The organism is Ruegeria sp. AL12, assembly GCF_056540885.1.
The window spans coordinates 512545-529908 of sequence record NZ_JBQFXN010000001.1; the positions used below are offsets into that span (position 1 = coordinate 512545).

Here is a 17364-nt window from a genome sequence, read left to right on the forward strand (position 1 = left end):
TCTTGCATTGTGAACCGGCGCCCGGTGGTGCCGGTTTCGTTTTTCAGGCCAGTGTGCCGTCCAGTTGCAGGGTCAGTTTGCCGCCCAGATAGGGGCTCAGGACTTCGGGCAGGGTCACGGTGCCGTCCGCGTTCTGGCCATTTTCCAGCACGGCAATCAGGCAACGCCCAACGGCCAAACCCGAACCGTTCAGCGTATGGACGTATTCCGGCTTGCCGCCACCTTCGGGGCGGAACCTTGCGTTCATGCGGCGGGCCTGGAAATCACCACAGGTCGAAACCGAGCTGATCTCGCGATAGGTGTCCTGACCGGGCAACCAGGCCTCGATATCATAGGTGCGGCGGGCGCCAAAGCCCATGTCACCGGTACACAGGATGACAGTGCGGTAAGGAATGCCCAGCTTTTCCAGAATGCCCTCGGCGCAGCGCAGCATGCGCTTCTGTTCTTCATCCGATTTGTCCGGATGCGTGATCGAAACCATCTCGACCTTTTCGAACTGGTGCTGTCGCAACATCCCGCGGGTGTCTTTGCCCGCGGATCCGGCCTCGGACCGGAAGCACACGGAATGCGCGGTGTAGCGACGGGGCAGATAGCTTTCCTCGATCAAACTGTCGTTTACGATATTGGTCAGCGACACTTCGGAGGTCGGGATAAGCCACCAGCCTTCGCGGGTCTGATAGCTGTCTTCGCCAAATTTCGGCAATTGGCCGGTGCCCTGCATCATCTCGGACAGAACCAGAACCGGGCCATTCACCTCGGTCAGCCCGTTTTCGGTGATATGCGTATCCAGCATGAACTGCGCCAAAGCGCGATGAATACGGGCGACTCCACCGGACAACAGCACAAATCGCGAACCCGAGAGTTTGGCCGCGGTTTCGAAATCCATGCCTTGCTGAACGGCTTCGATCTCGAAGTGTTCCTTGGGCGCAAAATCCAGTTCACGCGGTGTGCCCCAGCGGCTGATCTCGACATTGTCGTTTTCATCCACGCCATCCGGCACATCCTCGGCGGGCAGATTTGCGATCCGGATCAACTGATCCGTCAGCAGGGCATCCAGATCCTTGGCCTCGGTCTGCATACGCGCGATTTCGGCCTTTTTCTCGGCGACCAGCGCGCGCAGGCGTTCGAATTCGGCTTCGTCGCCTCGAGCTTTGGCAGCCCCGACTTCCTTGGACGCTTTGTTTTGTTCGGCTTGCGCTGTTTCGGCCGCCAGAATCTTGGCGCGGCGGCTTTCGTCCAACCTGAGCAAATCTGACGACACCGGCGCGTCCCCACGGCGCGCTAAAGCGGCGTCGAAAGCGGCAGGGTTTTCGCGAATGGCGCGGATGTCGTGCATGTCTCAGATCCTTGAATGCGTGAATCACTGAAACCGCTTATGCACCATCTGTGGGGCAGGGTGTAGCGCCGGTTACGACTTATCGGCCTCGTCGTGGGTTTCATGTGCCAGATGTCCATCCCATTCCTCCGCCGGGATTTTTGGTTCTGGCGGATCAGCCATGTAAGAGGGCGTCATGATCTGCACTTTGTTCTCGTTGAAAACGGCGACAATGTTGCGATGCAGGTCCGAGCGGATTTTCGGAATGATGCTGCCGCGGGTGGTGTAACCGTTGATCTGATAATTGATGGCGTAGTCGGCCAGCGCCGTCCACAACACGAAAGGTTCAGGCTTGGCCTTGATCCCCTTGGTGCGGTTGGCCGCCTCAATCAGCATTGCTTCGACTTTTTCGGGCGGTTCTTCATATCCGATACCAACCGTCGTGTGCAGCAGCAAACCACTGCCATCGGTTTTCTTCGAGAAATTCACGACGTCCGAATTCATCAATTGGGCGTTCGGGATCGAAATCAGCTCGTTCTTGATGGATTTCAGATGCGTCTCCATCAGTTTGATCTGAACCACGTCACCGATATGCTCTCCGATCTGAATGCGGTCGCCGATTGACGTGGAGCGGCGATAGATCACGAACAGCCCTGCCAGCATGTTGGACACGACCGAGTTGGCACCCAGCGACAGCATAGCGCCGACCAGAATGGTCAGACCCTGGAAGGCGGCCGAATCCGAACCGGGAATGTAGGGAACGGCAAAGACGAGCGCTATCAGAATCACGATAACCCGAGCGATGTTGAACGTCGGATTGACCCAGTGTTTTTCAAAATCGCCCATTTCGAACGAACCGGCTTCGACCGCGTCGAAGAACACGCGCATGCCCTTGATGATGTACAACGTGACCCATGCGATCAGGCTGAGCATAATCAGGTTTGGGATATAGCTGAGTATTCCCTTGAATATCAGCAGTACCGGTTCTGTCAGATAGGTCAGCAGCAGTTGCGCGAAATAGCGTGTTTCCGCAAAGGCCAGTAGAACGAAGGACAGGTAGTAGTAGAAGCCGAGAAAGAAGATGACCAACAGGGCAAAATTCAACCCGTATCGGATCAGGGCGGCGATTGCTTCGGCCTGAACGCTTTTGGCCGTCGCCGTTTCGACATCCTTCAAGTAACGCTTTACCAGTTTCAGAGTGCGCCGCCTGATCCGTCGGTGCAGCCAAAGGATAACCAGCACCAAGACGACAAAGCCAAAGGTCCATCCGGCGGCCTCAATCGCTCCGGATACCCGGGCTTGATCTGTACGGTTGGAGCGGTAGGCAAGGATGGCCTCTTCGATGGCCTGACCATGCAAGAAGCCGAGGACGTCCAGCTCCATCTGGTCCAGTTCGGCGTCCGCAACCGTTACGATCGATACGATTTCACCGTCGGCGCGAATGCGTATGCCCAGGTCGGTCTCTTCAAAGGTGATGTCGACCGTTGGGCTTTCCGAGGCCTCGGCCACCTCAATGATCTTGTTCTGCACGCTTTCGGCACGTTCCGGCGCGGGCAGGGCGCTGGAGCCGCGCAGGAAGAACAACATGTCGCCGTCCACGATGACGGGTGCCTTGAAACTTTCGGTTTCTTCCGCCTCGGGTTCGGTGGCTTCCGCAGGCAATTCCTGGGCCTTCACCGGTGCGGCCAGACACAGGATCAAGCTCAGCAGAGACAGCAAAAGCGTCAACGATTGGAATGGTTTGTATCTAGCTCTCATTGCCCCCCCTGATGTTCGACTATAGCCAAATTGAGATATCTGCATAGGACATATCTGCAACGATTGACCGGTTCATGTGGCACCTTTGTCAGGTTGCGGCCGATCACATGACCACCTTTGCTTGCAAACACGCATTTCAAAGCATAGGTTCCGGCAAAATTTGCGGAACGGTGCCGCAAAATCTGAACAAAGGAATATCCCATGGAAGGTGGCGCAATCGCCCAGTTTCTCCCGCTTATCCTGATCTTTGCGATCATGTATTTCCTGCTGATCCGTCCGCAGCAGAAGAAAATGAAGGAACATCAGGCCATGGTCGATGCCGTGCGTCGAGGGGATCAGGTTGTCACCCAGGGCGGGCTGATCGGCAAAGTGTCGAAGGTCAAGGAAGGCGAAAACGAGATCGAAGTCGAGATCGCCGAAGGTGTCAAAGTGCGTGTGGTCAAATCGACCATCGCTCAGGTTCTGAACAAAACCGAACCTGCGAAATAACATCACCTTACAAATCCTTGAAAAGGCAGGGTAATGCTGCACATTGATACCTGGAAGCGGGTTCTGATCTGGCTGGTCTGCGTGACTGGCCTGATCATGGCCCTGCCAAATGCGTTTTATACACGGGTCGAGCAATCAAACGACGCCAAAGCCGCGATCGAGCTGGGCGTGGACACGCCCGAGTTGCAGGCCGAGGCGGGGCAATGGCCGAACTGGCTGCCCTCGTCACTGGTTAATCTGGGCCTTGACCTGCGCGGCGGTGCACACCTGTTGGCCGAAGTTCAGGTGCAGGACGTCTACGAATCCCGGATGGAGGCGATGTGGCCAGATATCCGTGACGCCCTGCGCGATGAGCGTTCGACCGTTGGGACGGTCCGCCGTCAGGAATCGGCCCCAGATGAGATTCGCGTGCGCATCAGCCAGCCTGAGGGCATGGCGCGGGCACTGGAGGTCGTGCGCGGCCTTGCCCGCCAAGTGCAGACCCTGACCGGTGTCGGGGCAACGGATATCGAGGCACGTGCCGAAGGCGACACGATTGTCGTTCAGTTGTCCGAGGCAGAAAAACTGGCCTCAGACGACCGCACAGTGCGTCAATCGTTGGAAATCATCCGCCGCCGGATCGACGAAGTGGGCACCCGAGAACCGACCATTCAGCGTCAGGGTGCCGATCGTATCCTGATTCAGGTGCCTGGCATCGGCAGCGCGGGTGAGTTGAAAGAGATCATCGGCACGACGGCGCAACTGACCTTTAACCCGGTTGCCGGACGCGGCACCGATCCGGATGCCGTTGCAGGCATCGGCGAAGAAATCGTGCCGTCGATTGACGAAAGCGGTGTTTACTACACAATTGAGTCCGCTCCAGTCGTTACCGGAGAGGAACTGGTCGATGCGCAGCCCGCATTCGACCAAAACGGCCGCCCTGCGGTCAACTTCCGGTTCAACACGTCTGGTGCGCGCAAATTCGGGGATTACACCCGCGACAATATCGGAGCCCCCTTTGCCATCGTTCTGGACGATGAAGTGATTTCAGCCCCCGTGATCCAAAGTCATATTCCGGGCGGCTCGGGCATCATCACCGGCAACTTTACGGTTGAGGAAAGCACCAACCTGGCCGTCCTGCTGCGAGCGGGCGCACTGCCAGCCGGTTTGGAATTCCTCGAAGAACGTACCATCGGACCCGAGTTGGGGCAGGACAGTATCGACGCGGGCAAAGTCGCCACAATCGTGGCCTTTGTGGCAGTACTGGTTTTCATGGCGCTCAGCTATGGTCTGTTCGGGATCTTCGCCAACATCGCGCTGATCATCAATGTGGGCCTGTTGTTCGGTCTGCTGTCCGTGATCGGAGCAACCTTGACCCTGCCGGGTATCGCGGGGATTGTATTGACTGTCGGTATGGCGGTGGACGCCAACGTGCTGATCTTTGAACGTATCCGCGAGGAATTGAAATCCGCCAAAGGTCCGGCGCGTGCAATCGAACTGGGCTATGAGAAGGCGCTGTCTGCCATTCTGGATGCGAATGTGACCACATTTATCACCGCCGTGATCCTGTTTGCCATGGGCAGTGGCCCGGTGCGCGGCTTTGCAATCACTCTGGGCCTCGGCATTCTGACCTCGGTCTTCACCGCGATCTTCGTGACGCGCCTGATGGTCGTGATGTGGTTCGAACGCCGCCGTCCGAAAACGATCGAGGTTTGACATGAGACTGAAACTCGTACCCCAGAACACCTCGTTCGATTTCTTCAACCGCTGGAAGGTCTGGTTGGGCATTTCCGGCCTGATGATGGTGATTGCCTTCACCTCGTTCATGCTGCAAGGGTTGAATTTCGGTATTGATTTCCGGGGTGGCACGACGATCCGGACGCAAAGCGCGGTCGAGATCGATGTGGGCACATACCGAGATGCCATCGCCCCGCTGGAACTGGGCGATGTGACCATCACCGAGATTTTCGATCCAACCTTTGCGGATTACGAAAACGTTGCGATGATCCGCATCCAGGCGCAGGAAGATGCCGAGGCCGTCGAAGCAGCGACCATCACCGCCGTGGAGGGCGCGTTGCAGCAGGTTGTTCCCGACATTCAGTTCGTGTCCGTGGAATCCGTCGGCCCCAAGGTCTCGGGCGAGTTGATCCAAACCGCCGTCATCGCGGTGGCTTTGGCGATTGGCGCGGTGCTTGTCTATATCTGGCTACGGTTCGAATGGCAGTTTGCGCTGGGGGCCGTGGCGGCGCTGGTTCACGATGTGATCCTGACCATCGGTATCTTCTCGGAACTGCAAATCCGCTTTGATCTGGCCATTATCGCGGCCCTTCTGACCATCGTCGGTTATTCGCTGAACGATACCGTGGTCGTTTTCGACCGAGTTCGAGAGAATCTGCGGAAGTACAAAAAGAAAGACCTCAAAGAGGTGCTGAACATTTCGATCAACGAGACGCTCAGCCGGACGGTGATGACCTCGGTCACCACGTTGCTGGCGTTGATCTCACTTTATGTTCTGGGTGGCGATGTGATCCGCGGATTTGTATTCGCGATGATCTGGGGCGTGATCGTGGGCACCTATTCATCGGTCTTCGTCGCCTCGACCATCCTGTTGTGGCTGGGGGTCAAGCGCGACTGGTCCAAGCCGTCGAACACGGCGGGCAACCAGTTTGCCAATATTGATGCCTGAGGCGTTGCAACAGGCCTTGTCCCTGCCGGGGCTGGGTTGGTTGGTTCTTACCATCGGAGCCGCGGGACTTGTCCGCGGCTTCACTGGTTTTGGCACCGCGATGATCTTTGTTCCGGTGGCCACTCAATTTCTGCCGATTGCAGATGTCGTCTTTCTGATGGCAGCCACCGGGATCGTATCGACCTTTGCGCTGGCGCCGCAGGCATGGCGTGAATGCGACAAGACTGAAATCAGCACTTTGGGCGTTGCAGCGGCATTAACCGTGCCGCTTGGCCTTTGGGTCATGGCACAGGCCGACACGGTCGTTCTGCGCTGGATTGCCTGCGGTATCACCGGCGTGACCCTGTTGGCGATCGTCACTGGTTGGCGCTGGCAGGGGCGGCTGGGTGTGCCGGGACGGCTGGCCATCGGAGGCAGCGCAGGCGTGATCGGCGGCATGACCGGACTGACCGGCCCGGTCGTTATCGTATTCTATCTGGCCAGCTCTTCAGACGTACGCAAGATTCGTGCCAACACGATCATCTTTCTGGCTTTGCTGGACGTGGCCATCGTCTTCAGCATCCTGATCGGAGGCGCTGCGGATCTGTCGATCCTTTGGATTGTCCTGCTGCTGGGCTTGCCCTATCTGACCACGACACTGATCGGCAAGGCTCTGTTCGATCCAAAGCTCGAACGGATCTATCGCGCTGCGGCTTATTCGGTCATTCTGATAGCAGTCGTGTCCGGCTTGCCGATCCTGGATTGAAGGAGGGAAGAAATGCGCCTGAACAAAGTTACGTTTTCAGATGCCAAACCGGTTGATGGCTATGGCCCCGGTTTTTTTCGCATTGGCGGTGATGTGTTCGAAGGCGCCGTTCTGACGGGCCCCGCAGGACCTGCCACCTGGGGCGGTTATGAAGATGCGCAGCCACTTCTGGAGCTGGCCGATGGAATTGACGTTCTGCTTGTCGGTACGGGCAAAGACATGGCCCACATTCCCCAGTCTTTGCGCACCCGGCTGGAGAGTGCCGGTGTCGGCGTCGAAATCATGAATTCTCCGGCTGCGTGCCGCACCTACAATGTCTTGCTCTCTGAAGGTCGTCGAATAGCGCTTGCTCTGATCCCGGTCTGACGGGATCCCTTCATCTGGCTGAAAATATCCCGGGGTGTGTGAGGGGCTGGCCCCTCACTCGGACCTCTCTGCTCAGAGCTCCCACAACCGAACTGCGGCAAATCCCACCTTTTGCCTCTGATGACATTCCGATAAGCGGGTCTCATGACTCTGATTGTAACCGACCTGTCGATCACCCGTGGTGGCATTCCCGTCCTGGAGCATCTCAGCTTTCAGCTGCCTCCTGGCAAAGCGCTGATTCTGCGTGGGCCGAACGGGATCGGCAAAACGACCCTTCTGCGCACATTGGCCGGGTTGCAGCCGCCGCTGAAGGGTCAGATTCAGGGCGCGGAAGATCAGATTGCATATGCGTCACATTCGGACGGGCTGAAACCGACGCTGACCGTATCCGAGAACCTGACGTTCTGGGCTTCTGTCTTTGGCACCGACGGCATCCAGACGGCGCTGGACGCGTTCCAGTTGAACGAGCTGGCGGATCGCCATGCGGGGAACCTGTCGGCCGGTCAGAAACGGCGGCTGGGGTTGGCACGAATGCTGGTCACCGGGCGGCCGATCTGGATGCTGGACGAGCCGACCGTTTCGCTGGACAGAAATGCGGTGCAGATGTTTGCCGATGCAGTCCGCGCGCATCTGGGGCAGGGTGGGTCAGCCCTGATCGCGACCCATATCGACCTTGGTCTGGATGGCGAGGTTCTGGACGTCGGCCCGAACAAGGCCAAACCCAAACCCATTGACGATTTCGACGGAGGTTTCCTGTGATCGCCCTTCTGCTGCGCGACCTGAAACTGGCCTTCCGTGCGGGTGGCGGGTTTGGTTTGGGATTGGCCTTTTTCCTGATCGTGACCGTAATGGTGCCTTTTGCAGTGGGGCCACAATCGTCACTGCTGTCCACCATCGCGCCCGGTGTGCTCTGGCTGGGGGCGTTGCTGGCTTGCCTGCTGTCTCTTGACCGTCTTCTGGCGCTGGACTGGGAGGACGGATCGCTGGACCTGCTGGCCACGGCGCCGCTGCCACTGGAATCTGTCGTGACCATCAAGGCGCTGGCCCACTGGCTGACCACAGGCCTGCCTTTGGTTCTGGCCGCACCTTTCCTGGGGGTCTTGCTGAACCTGCCTGCACAGGGGTTCTTCTGGCTTGTCATCTCGCTGCTGATCGGCACCCCGGCCATGAGCGTGATCGGAACGTTCGGGGCTGCCCTGACCGTCGGTCTCAAGCGCGGCGGATTGCTGTTGTCGCTTCTGGTGCTGCCGCTTTATGTCCCCACCCTGATTTTCGGGGCCGAGGTCGCCCGGCGTGGGGCAACGGGGATGGACGTGCAGACGCCGTTGTTGATGCTGGCGGGGATCACGGCGGCCACCATCGCATTGTTGCCCTTCGCCAGCGCGGCTGTGTTGCGTATCAATCTGCGGTGAACCGTCCCAACTTTGACTGATGTCAATTGAGAAACCCCCCAACTCGGACTAGATAGGGCCCATGTCGATAGCAGCCAAAGCCAATGCCCTCTGGGAATACGCCAACCCGCGCAAGTTTCTTGCGACCAGTGAACGTGTCCTGCCGTTTTTCTGGATTGTCTCGATTTTAAGCATCGTCGTCGGGCTGGTTTGGGGGTTCTTCTTCACGCCGGACGACTACAAACAAGGGTCGACGGTCAAGATCATCTATCTGCACGTCCCGGCGGCCCTGATGGCGATCAATTGCTGGCTGATGATGCTGGCGACTTCTCTGGTCTGGCTGGTGCGGCGTCATCATGTCAGCGCGCTGGCGGCACGGGCGGCTGCGCCGATCGGGATCGTGATGACCCTGATTGCGTTGCTGACAGGGGCGATCTGGGGACAGCCCATGTGGGGCACCTGGTGGGCGTGGGATCCGCGCCTGACGTCGTTCCTGATCCTGTTCCTGTTCTATCTTGGCTATGTCGCGTTGTGGGAAGCCATCGAGGATCCGGACACTGCGGCGGACCTGACTTCGGTTCTGTGTCTGGTCGGATCCGTGTTTGCGCTGCTCAGCCGATATGCGGTCAACTTCTGGAACCAGGGCCTGCATCAGGGCGCATCGGTCATGCGCGCGGCAGCCGTGACCGGGGCCGATACGGAAGAGAAAGTCAGCAATATCTACTTCTATCCGTTGTTGCTGTGCATCATCGGATTTGTGCTGCTGTTCATCGCTTTGGTGCTGTACCGCACCGGAACTGAAATCCGCGCGCGGCGTATCAAGGCGTTGCAGGCGCGGGAAAGGGTGGGCGGATGATCCCCGATCTCGGAAAATATGCTGACGCGGTTTTGTCGTCTTATGCCGTGTCCATCGTGCTGCTGGTGGCATTGATCGTGTTCAGCGTGATGCGAGGGCGCAAGGTACGCACTGAAATGGAAAAGATCGAACAAAGGATTTCGCGAAATGGCTAAGATATCGCCCCTGATGATCGCGCCGCCTTTGATTTTTGGCGCGTTCGCCGTGTTGGCCGGGATCGGTATGTTCCGTGAAGACCCCAACGCGTTGCCCTCTGCCCGCGAAGGTCAACCGGCTCCGCCCGTGGTTCTGAGCGAGTTCCCGGAAAAGAAGCTGTTTGATGATGCCACGCTGCGGGATGGAGAGGTCAAGCTGGTCAACTACTGGGCCAGCTGGTGCGCGCCATGCCGTGCCGAGCATCCCAATCTGGAGGCTCTGGCCGCCGAAGGCATCCCGGTCTATGGCATCAACTACAAAGACCAGCTGGACAACGCCCAAGCCTTTTTGACCGAGCTTGGCGATCCCTACGCCGCGATTGGACGTGATGAGAAGGGTCGCATGGCATTGGATTGGGGCCTTTACGGCGTTCCCGAAACCTATGTGGTTGATGGCGACGGCACGATCATTCTGCGCTTTGCCGGCCCGATCACGCAGCGTGTGATTGAAAACACTCTGCGTCCGGCGTTGGAAAAGGCTGCGGGCGGTTGAGCAATTTGGAAAACGAGGTTTAAGCCACCTTACAAGCGATAGCCTCCGGTCACGCCCAGAACCTCTCCGGTTACGAATCCCGCCGCGTCCGAGGTCAGAAACCGAACGACCCTGGCGATGTCTTCCGGAGTTCCGATCCGGCCCAGCGCCGTTTCCTTGACGAATAGCGATGTCAGATCGTCAGGACGGGGGTCTTCGGGGATGTTGATGGCACCCGGCGCAACCGCGTTGACGCGGATTCCGTCCGGGCCAAGCTCTTTCGCCATGGCGCGCGTCCAGAGGTTCAGCGCGGCCTTGCTTGCCCCATAGGTCGCGGCGTCGCGCGGTGGCAATGTTGCGTTCATCGATGAGATGCTGACGATCGAAGCGCCGCGTTTCAGATGCGGTAATGCCGCGGCAAGCAACGCGGCGGGGGCCAGCACGTTGAGGTCAAGAATGGCGCGATGGTCCGCGGCCTGAAACTCTTGTTTCGGAGTGGAGCGAACAAGACCGGCGTTGTTCACGATCACGTCCAGTCGTCCGAAGTGATCGATGACCTTTTCGACCACCCGGGTGGGTTGGTTGTCTTTTGTAAGGTCCGATTGAATCGCCAGAACGTCGCCTTTCAGCAATTCTGAATCGGGGTGGCTGGCCAACCAGGTGAAGGCGACATGGTGATCACCGCGCAGGTCTTCGACTATTGCCCGCCCAATTCCACGGGCGCCACCGGTTATCAGTGCAACTTTTTCCATGAACTCAGATGACCGTCAAAGCGCCCAGTATTCAACGTTGATTTTTTGCGCTGCCGGAATGCTGTCATTTGCGCAGTAATATCCAGAGCATTGCCGCGATGAAAGCGAAGGTGACAAGGTTCATCAATGTGTCCGTGAGATCACCGATCAGCATTGCGTTGGCCCTCCTCTCTGAGCCCGCGGAACAGGCAAACCATCAGCAGGACCGAAATGAAGACAAAGGGCAATGCGCCAAGCGAGATGAGGATCTTAACCGAGTCGACGGATCCCGAAAGGATCATTGCAACGCTCAGCAATCCCAGCAATCCCCCCCAGATCAGACGCACACGCGGCGGGGGGTTCTCGTCCCCGCCCGTCGAGAAGGTGCCCAGAACAAAGGCTGCGCTTACGACGCTAGTCACGATGAACAGAAAGGCGGCCAGCACCGTTGCAAGCGTGGTGATTACGGAAAGTGGAAGTCGGTCGAGCAGGGCGAAGGTCACGCGTTCGATGTTTGTCTGTGTATAGGCCAGCAGTTCGCCCGCACCATTGAGTGCCTCGAACAGGCCAATGCCACCAAAGGCACCGAACCAGAGGATTGAAAACAGCGTGGGGGCGAACAGGACGCCGATCACGAATTCCCGTATCGTGCGACCGCGAGAGATGCGGGCGACAAAGACGCCCACGAACGGGCCCCAGGCAATCCACCAGACCATGTAGGTCAGGGTCCAGTCGCTGAACCATCTGGTGACGTCATCGCTGAAGAACGTAAAGGTCTGAAATCCCCTGGGAATGACATTGGTGACATAGTCGCCGAACCCCTGAACGATGGTATTCAGAAGGTATTCGGTGGGGCCCAGGACCACCGTGTAGGCAACAAGGCCGATTGCGATCAGCATGGCGGCATTGGACAGGCGCGCCATGCCCTGGCCCAGATCGATCATGAGTGCCGGGATATACGCAGCAACCATTGCCAGAAACACGACACCAATCAAAAGGGCGCCGACCGTTTCCCGACCGCCCAGCACTGCGATGCCGTCAGCCACCTGAAACACGCCCATGGCCATGGAGCCGCCAACACCAATGGATATGGCGATGATCGCCATGAAGTCCGAAAGCCACCCGACGCGTTCAGCCCAGCGTTCGCCGGGAAACAGGTTTTTGATCGGCGCACTGACCATCATCCCGGTACCGCGCCGGAAGCTGAAATAGGCAATAGTCAGCGCGGTAGAGCCATAAATCGCCCAGGCATGCAGCCCCCAATGGAAATTTGTCGCCAGCATGGCCTGCTGCGCCGCGATGAAATCTGGTGCCATGCCGGAGATGAAGTTGAAATGGGTCAGCGGTTCCGCCACAGCCCAAAACAGCAGGCCGACGCCCATACCGGCGGAGAACAACATTGAAATCCATGTGGCGGTGGAAAACTCTGGCTCCTCGTCATCCCGGCCGAGGCGAATGTTTCCATAGGGTGAAAATGCCAGAAACAGGCATCCGATCAACATGCCCGAAGCGGCGAGCATCACGAACCAGCCGCGGCTGTGGAAGGTCTGCTGGACGATGCCGCTTGCCCAGGTCACCAGGCTTTGAATGTCCACGACACCCCATATCCCGACCACGGCAATTACGCTGAGCGAACATACCAGCAGGGCGTTGGGTTTCTTCATGGCGTTTGGTTTTCCGTTGATGACCTTGCCCAACAGTTTCAGGTTTTCGAATAAATGACCAGAATACAAAAAACCCCCGGCGGGTGGCCGGGGGTTTGAATTGCACGCTTTGGTATCGGTTATGATGCCTTCGCAAGATTGCGCAGGACGTAATGCAACACGCCTCCGTTTTCGATGTATTCAATCTCGGGCGCGGTATCGATGCGGCATTTCAGGGTGATGGTCTTTTCGGTTCCATCGCCATAAACGATCGTGCAGGGGACTTCCTGTAGCGGCTCGATCGTATCCAGCCCGTGAATCGAAACGGTTTCATCCCCTTTCAGCCCCAGGGTTTTACGGGTGTCGCCACCTGTAAACTCGAACGGAATGACCCCCATGCCAACAAGGTTCGAACGGTGGATACGCTCAAAGCTCTCGGCGATTACGGCCTTGACGCCCAGCAGCGCCGTGCCCTTGGCCGCCCAGTCGCGGCTTGAGCCCGCGCCATATTGCTCGCCACCGAATACCACAAGCGGGGTGCCGTGCGCCTGATAGGCCATCGAGGCGTCATAAATTGACGTCTGTTCACCATCCGGGCCTTTGGTGTAACCGCCTTCGACGCCGTCCAGCATCTCGTTCTTGATGCGGATGTTGGCGAAAGTTCCGCGCATCATCACCTCGTGGTTGCCGCGGCGTGAACCATATGAATTGAATTCACGCGGCTGAACCTGACGTTCAATCAGGTACTGGCCTGCGGGCGAAGTTGTCGCAAAAGACCCCGCGGGCGAGATGTGGTCGGTCGTGACCATGTCACCCAGAATGGCCAGAACCTTGGCGCCTTCGATGTTGGAAATCGTGCCCGGTTCGGGGCCCATGCCCTGGAAATAGGGCGGGTTCTGGATATAGGTCGATGTCGGCGGCCAGTCATAGGTTTCCGCATCGGTGGTTTCGACCGACTGCCATTTCTCGTCCCCTTTGAAGACGTCGGCGTATTTCGATTGGAACGCTTCGCGCGTGACGGTCTGTTCGACCAGTTCCGCGACCTCCTGCTGGGTTGGCCAGAGGTCTTTCATATAGACGTCGTTGCCGTCCTTGTCCTGACCGATCGGTTCGGACGTCAGGTCGATGTCCATGGTGCCCGCCAGGGCGTACACGACGACCAGAGGCGGCGAAGCCAGATAGTTTGCGCGCACGTCGGGCGAGATGCGGCCTTCGAAGTTGCGGTTGCCGGACAAGACCGAAGTGGCGACCAGATCGCCTTCCGCAATGGCCTCCGAGATTTCTTTCTGGATCGGCCCCGAGTTGCCGATACATGTGGTGCAGCCGTATCCGACGAGGTTGAAGCCGATCTTGTCCAGATCCTCTTGAAGGCCTGCGGCCTCGAGGTAAGCGGACACAACCTGCGAACCCGGTGCCAGTGAGGTTTTGACCCAAGGTTTGCGATCCAGCCCCAGCGCGACTGCCTTACGCGCCACGAGGCCCGCTCCGATCATCACGTATGGGTTCGACGTGTTGGTGCAGGACGTGATCGAGGCGATCACGACCTTACCCGATTCCATGCCATAGTTTTCGCCTTTGACCTCGACCTGTTTGCCCATCGGGCGCTTGAAGGTCTCGGCCATTTCCTTGGCGAAAGCGGCCTTGGCGTCAGTCAGCGCAACATAATCCTGCGGGCGTTTGGGCCCCGAGATTGCCGGAACAATCGTGCCCATATCCAGGGTCAGGGTGTCGGTGTAGATCGGCGCATAGTTTTCATCGCGCCAGAAACCGTTTTCCTTGGCGTAGGCTTCAACCAGCGCGATGCGATCCTCGTCGCGGCCGGTGTTGCGCATGTAGCGCAACGTTTCGCCGTCAATCGGGAAAAAGCCGCATGTCGCGCCGTATTCCGGGGCCATGTTGGCGATGGTCGCACGGTCGGCCAGCGGCAGACGATCCAGGCCTTCGCCGTAGAATTCGACGAACTTGCCGACAACGCCTTTTTCGCGCAGCATTTCCACGACCTTCAGAACCAGGTCGGTGCCGGTGGTGCCTTCGACCAGATCACCGGTCAGCTCAAAGCCCACGACCTCAGGGATCAGCATCGAGATCGGTTGACCCAGCATCGCGGCCTCGGCCTCGATCCCGCCGACACCCCAGCCCAGCACGGCCATGCCGTTGACCATGGTGGTGTGACTGTCGGTGCCGACCAGCGTGTCGGGATAGGCGACTTCTTCACCGTTCTGGTCGGTGTCGGTCCAGACGGTCTGGGCCAGATATTCAAGGTTAACCTGGTGGCAGATACCGGTGCCTGGGGGGACAACGCGGAAGTTGTTGAATGCACCCTGACCCCATTTCAGGAACTGGTACCGTTCCATGTTGCGTTCATATTCACGGTCCACATTCATCTGGAACGCGCGCGGGTTGCCGAATTCGTCGATCATGACCGAATGGTCGATGACCAGATCGACCGGGTTCAGCGGGTTGATTTTTTGCGCGTCGCCGCCCAACGCCTTGATGCCGTCCCGCATCGCGGCCAGATCCACCACGGCGGGAACGCCGGTGAAATCCTGCATCAGAACGCGGGCAGGGCGATAGGCGATTTCACGAGGATTTTTGCCACCGTTGGCCCCCCATTCGGCAAAAGCTTTGATGTCATCGACCGAGACCGAGAACCCGTCATCCTCGAACCGCAACATGTTTTCCAGCACCACCTTGAGGGCGGCGGGAAGGCGCGAGAAATCGCCCAGACCGGCCTCTTGCGCGGCGGGAATCGAATAATAGGAAATGGATTTACCATTCACGCTCAGACTGCGGCGCGTTTTGGCGGTATCCTGTCCGACTTTGATGGGCATCTGTGGCCTCCCTCTCAAATGACTTGGATATTAGGATTTGCTGAGTGTTATCTGCATCACCAAGCCCCCGTGTTCAAGGCTGAACACGCGATGAGAGGCAATTTTGTATACTATTGTACACTTTTTCGCGGAGGGAATGTATCAAAGCCTCAAGAAACCTTGATTGGCTGTTGAGTGTCAAAGCAGCTATCCCTGAGATCCAACCGCTCAACCCGAGAGTTCTCATGTTCAGATCCATTGCTTTGGCCACCGTGTTTTCCTGCCTTGTGGCGGTACAGGTCGCGGCCGAGGGAGACCCGGTTGTGGTCGAGCTGTTCACGTCTCAGGGGTGCTCATCCTGCCCGCCGGCGGATCGGATCATGCATGATTTGGCCAAGCGCGATGACGTCATAGGGCTGGCTTTGCATGTCGACTACTGGGACTATATCGGGTGGAAGGACGAATATGCGAACCCCGATCATACGCTTCGGCAGCGGGCTTATGCCCGCGAGGGGGGGCGTTCCATGATCTATACCCCGCAGATGGTGATCAACGGGCAGCACGACATCGTCGGGGCGCAATCCCGTGAACTTGATCGATTGATCGAAGCGCATCTGAAAGCAGCGCCCGAAGCGCTTGTGACGGCCGTGCGCTCAGCCGATGAAGTGACAGTGGATGTGACGCCCGTCGAGTTGCCGAAAGGCGATACCTATGACGTGCATGTGGTTCAGTATTCTCCCATGCGTCACGCTTCGATCCGTCGTGGAGAGCTGGCCGGGCACGAGCTGGACTATGCCAATGTCGTTGAGGCCTGGCAGATTGCGGGGCAATGGGATGGAACTGCACCGCAATCATTCACGGTTCAGCTTGGTTTGGACCTGCCGGCAGTCGTTCTGGTTCAAAGGGCCGGGGAAGGGCCGATTGTTGCCGCCACCCGGGTCAAGTGATCAGGGCATTTCTTCCGGTTTGATGCCCAACCCGTTCCAATGTTTCCAGCGACGGTGAATCCAGAACCATTGCCCCATATGCTGCCGCACCATCTTTTCCAGATCGTCATTGGTGAACTGGGTCATGGTTTTAGGGTCCGTGTGCGGAACCGGTTCGTGCAGAACGATCTCAAAATCGATACCGTTGGGCTGACGCACCGCGTAACACGGAATCAGCTCGGCATTGTATTTGATGGCCAACTCGGCGTTCAGCACGGATGTCACGGCGGGTTTGCCGAAGAACATCAGTTCCTCACCGCCCATTGCATGAAGATCGGAAACGATGGCAATGATCCCGCCCTTTTTCAACGAGCGTACCATCTCGACCATTCCGCGCCGCCCCTGTTCGAACATCGGGGCGCCTGTCTTGTAGAAGGCTTCGACATAAGCGTCGTTGAAATACGGGTTGGCCATCCGCCGATACAGGCAGCCGATGGGCTGACCGCTGTATGTCTGCAAGGCGATGCGCGCTGCCAGGTAGTGACCGAAATGCGCCGTAATCATCATGACCGGACGCCCCTCGGCAACAGCCGCGTCTAATGCAGCGATACCTGGCCCAGAAATCTTGGCCTTGCTCTGCCGTTCGATAAAGTCTTCCGGAGAAAAATGTTCCATGATCGCACGACCGGCATTGTCCGGCACATCGCGGCAGATCTGCCTGACTTCGGCTTCAGGCAAGTCCGGGCAAGTCAGCTTCAGATTCCGACGAACACGTTTGCGAAACCCAACAACAGGTGCCAGAAACCGCACGATGGCCCCCATCGTTGCAATACGCCGCTCATAGGGAAGCATGCGCATAACGCGGATGACCCCCTGCAGAAACAGGTTGGCGACATAGTATTTCCCAAGCTCAAACCGGCTGAGCTCCGACTTTTCAACGGGCATGGAGGTGTCTCACCGCGTGTTGCGAATTGCTGAGAAAGACATACAGCCCGATGCCTGC

The 17364-nt window shown here is 58.1% G+C and carries 17 protein-coding genes; 11 read left to right on the forward strand and 6 right to left on the reverse strand.

From position 1 onward, the window contains the following. Positions 1-43: 43 nt before the first annotated feature. Positions 44-1336 (reverse strand): serine--tRNA ligase, encoded by a 1293-nt coding sequence (gene serS, locus ACR0C6_RS02555; protein WP_480618158.1) that lies wholly within the window; start codon positions 1334-1336, stop codon positions 44-46. A 72-nt stretch (positions 1337-1408) separates the two neighbouring features. Further along, a complete protein-coding gene (locus ACR0C6_RS02560) occupies positions 1409-3073 on the reverse strand; it encodes a mechanosensitive ion channel family protein (RefSeq protein WP_480618159.1) in 1665 nt (554 codons plus the stop codon). A gap of 201 nt (positions 3074-3274) precedes the next feature. Here ACR0C6_RS02560 and yajC point away from each other — a divergent pair, with 201 nt between their 5' ends. The 10 genes from yajC (at position 3275) to ACR0C6_RS02610 (ending at position 10272) form a co-directional block, all read left to right on the forward strand. Then, entirely contained in the window at positions 3275-3562 is a 288-nt protein-coding gene (gene yajC / locus ACR0C6_RS02565) for a preprotein translocase subunit YajC (RefSeq protein ID WP_152458368.1), read from the forward strand. Positions 3563-3595: 33 nt separating this feature from the next. Further along, on the forward strand, positions 3596-5257 hold the full coding sequence (gene secD, locus ACR0C6_RS02570) for a protein translocase subunit SecD (protein WP_171228065.1): 1662 nt from the start codon (positions 3596-3598) through the stop codon (positions 5255-5257). Position 5258: 1 nt separating this feature from the next. Further along, positions 5259-6227: a protein translocase subunit SecF gene (gene secF / locus ACR0C6_RS02575; RefSeq protein ID WP_480618160.1), complete on the forward strand. Its 969-nt coding sequence runs from the start codon at positions 5259-5261 to the stop codon at positions 6225-6227. After that, positions 6220-6972 carry a sulfite exporter TauE/SafE family protein gene (locus ACR0C6_RS02580; protein WP_171116500.1) on the forward strand — a complete coding sequence of 251 codons (753 nt, stop codon included), beginning with the start codon at positions 6220-6222 and terminating at the stop codon, positions 6970-6972. The genes secF and ACR0C6_RS02580 overlap by 8 nt, the downstream gene beginning before the upstream one ends. 12 nt (positions 6973-6984) lie before the next feature. Further along, on the forward strand, positions 6985-7338 hold the full coding sequence (locus ACR0C6_RS02585) for an Mth938-like domain-containing protein (protein WP_480618161.1): 354 nt from the start codon (positions 6985-6987) through the stop codon (positions 7336-7338). Positions 7339-7482: 144 nt separating this feature from the next. Then, positions 7483-8097, forward strand: coding sequence for a heme ABC exporter ATP-binding protein CcmA (gene ccmA / locus ACR0C6_RS02590; RefSeq protein WP_480618162.1), 615 nt, complete (start codon positions 7483-7485; stop codon positions 8095-8097). Then, positions 8094-8750, forward strand: a complete 657-nt coding sequence (gene ccmB, locus ACR0C6_RS02595) for a heme exporter protein CcmB (protein ID WP_152458362.1) — start codon at positions 8094-8096, stop codon at positions 8748-8750. The genes ccmA and ccmB overlap by 4 nt, the downstream gene beginning before the upstream one ends. Before the next feature lie 61 nt (positions 8751-8811). Next, entirely contained in the window at positions 8812-9585 is a 774-nt protein-coding gene (locus ACR0C6_RS02600; protein ID WP_171362647.1) for a heme ABC transporter permease, read from the forward strand. Further along, positions 9582-9740 carry a heme exporter protein CcmD gene (gene ccmD, locus ACR0C6_RS02605; protein WP_171115312.1) on the forward strand — a complete coding sequence of 53 codons (159 nt, stop codon included), beginning with the start codon at positions 9582-9584 and terminating at the stop codon, positions 9738-9740. Before ACR0C6_RS02600 ends, ccmD begins: the two co-directional genes overlap by 4 nt. Then, a complete protein-coding gene (locus ACR0C6_RS02610) occupies positions 9733-10272 on the forward strand; it encodes a DsbE family thiol:disulfide interchange protein (protein WP_171231406.1) in 540 nt (179 codons plus the stop codon). Before ccmD ends, ACR0C6_RS02610 begins: the two co-directional genes overlap by 8 nt. 29 nt (positions 10273-10301) lie before the next feature. Here the strand turns inward: ACR0C6_RS02610 and ACR0C6_RS02615 are convergent, their stop codons facing one another. From ACR0C6_RS02615 to acnA, 3 genes are all read right to left on the reverse strand, one after another. Further along, positions 10302-11003 carry an SDR family NAD(P)-dependent oxidoreductase gene (locus tag ACR0C6_RS02615; RefSeq protein WP_480618164.1) on the reverse strand — a complete coding sequence of 234 codons (702 nt, stop codon included), beginning with the start codon at positions 11001-11003 and terminating at the stop codon, positions 10302-10304. 140 nt (positions 11004-11143) lie between these two features. Further along, positions 11144-12646, reverse strand: a complete 1503-nt coding sequence (locus ACR0C6_RS02620) for a BCCT family transporter (RefSeq protein WP_480618165.1) — start codon at positions 12644-12646, stop codon at positions 11144-11146. Between the two features lie 119 nt (positions 12647-12765). Further along, a complete protein-coding gene (acnA, locus tag ACR0C6_RS02625) occupies positions 12766-15456 on the reverse strand; it encodes an aconitate hydratase AcnA (protein WP_480618166.1) in 2691 nt (896 codons plus the stop codon). A 224-nt stretch (positions 15457-15680) separates the two neighbouring features. Between acnA and ACR0C6_RS02630 the strand changes: the two genes are divergently transcribed. Beyond that, positions 15681-16382, forward strand: coding sequence for a DUF1223 domain-containing protein (locus ACR0C6_RS02630; RefSeq protein WP_480618167.1), 702 nt, complete (start codon positions 15681-15683; stop codon positions 16380-16382). On the opposite strand, the gene ACR0C6_RS02635 is transcribed toward ACR0C6_RS02630, so the two are convergent. Further along, positions 16383-17306, reverse strand: coding sequence for a lysophospholipid acyltransferase family protein (locus ACR0C6_RS02635; RefSeq protein ID WP_171228073.1), 924 nt, complete (start codon positions 17304-17306; stop codon positions 16383-16385). Positions 17307-17364 lie beyond the last annotated feature (58 nt).

Coding starts and splice junctions, on each gene's coding strand:
- ACR0C6_RS02585 (WP_480618161.1), top strand. CDS start 6,985: ATGCGCCTGAACAAAGTTACGTTTTCAGATGCCAAACCGGTTGATGGC.
- ACR0C6_RS02630 (WP_480618167.1), top strand. CDS start 15,681: ATGTTCAGATCCATTGCTTTGGCCACCGTGTTTTCCTGCCTTGTGGCG.
- ACR0C6_RS02635 (WP_171228073.1), bottom strand. CDS start 17,306: ATGCCCGTTGAAAAGTCGGAGCTCAGCCGGTTTGAGCTTGGGAAATAC.
- ccmA (WP_480618162.1), top strand. CDS start 7,483: ATGACTCTGATTGTAACCGACCTGTCGATCACCCGTGGTGGCATTCCC.
- yajC (WP_152458368.1), top strand. CDS start 3,275: ATGGAAGGTGGCGCAATCGCCCAGTTTCTCCCGCTTATCCTGATCTTT.
- ACR0C6_RS02600 (WP_171362647.1), top strand. CDS start 8,812: ATGTCGATAGCAGCCAAAGCCAATGCCCTCTGGGAATACGCCAACCCG.
- ccmD (WP_171115312.1), top strand. CDS start 9,582: ATGATCCCCGATCTCGGAAAATATGCTGACGCGGTTTTGTCGTCTTAT.
- ACR0C6_RS02610 (WP_171231406.1), top strand. CDS start 9,733: ATGGCTAAGATATCGCCCCTGATGATCGCGCCGCCTTTGATTTTTGGC.
- ACR0C6_RS02580 (WP_171116500.1), top strand. CDS start 6,220: ATGCCTGAGGCGTTGCAACAGGCCTTGTCCCTGCCGGGGCTGGGTTGG.
- serS (WP_480618158.1), bottom strand. CDS start 1,336: ATGCACGACATCCGCGCCATTCGCGAAAACCCTGCCGCTTTCGACGCC.
- secF (WP_480618160.1), top strand. CDS start 5,259: ATGAGACTGAAACTCGTACCCCAGAACACCTCGTTCGATTTCTTCAAC.
- ACR0C6_RS02560 (WP_480618159.1), bottom strand. CDS start 3,073: ATGAGAGCTAGATACAAACCATTCCAATCGTTGACGCTTTTGCTGTCT.
- secD (WP_171228065.1), top strand. CDS start 3,596: ATGCTGCACATTGATACCTGGAAGCGGGTTCTGATCTGGCTGGTCTGC.
- ACR0C6_RS02615 (WP_480618164.1), bottom strand. CDS start 11,003: ATGGAAAAAGTTGCACTGATAACCGGTGGCGCCCGTGGAATTGGGCGG.
- acnA (WP_480618166.1), bottom strand. CDS start 15,456: ATGCCCATCAAAGTCGGACAGGATACCGCCAAAACGCGCCGCAGTCTG.
- ACR0C6_RS02620 (WP_480618165.1), bottom strand. CDS start 12,646: ATGAAGAAACCCAACGCCCTGCTGGTATGTTCGCTCAGCGTAATTGCC.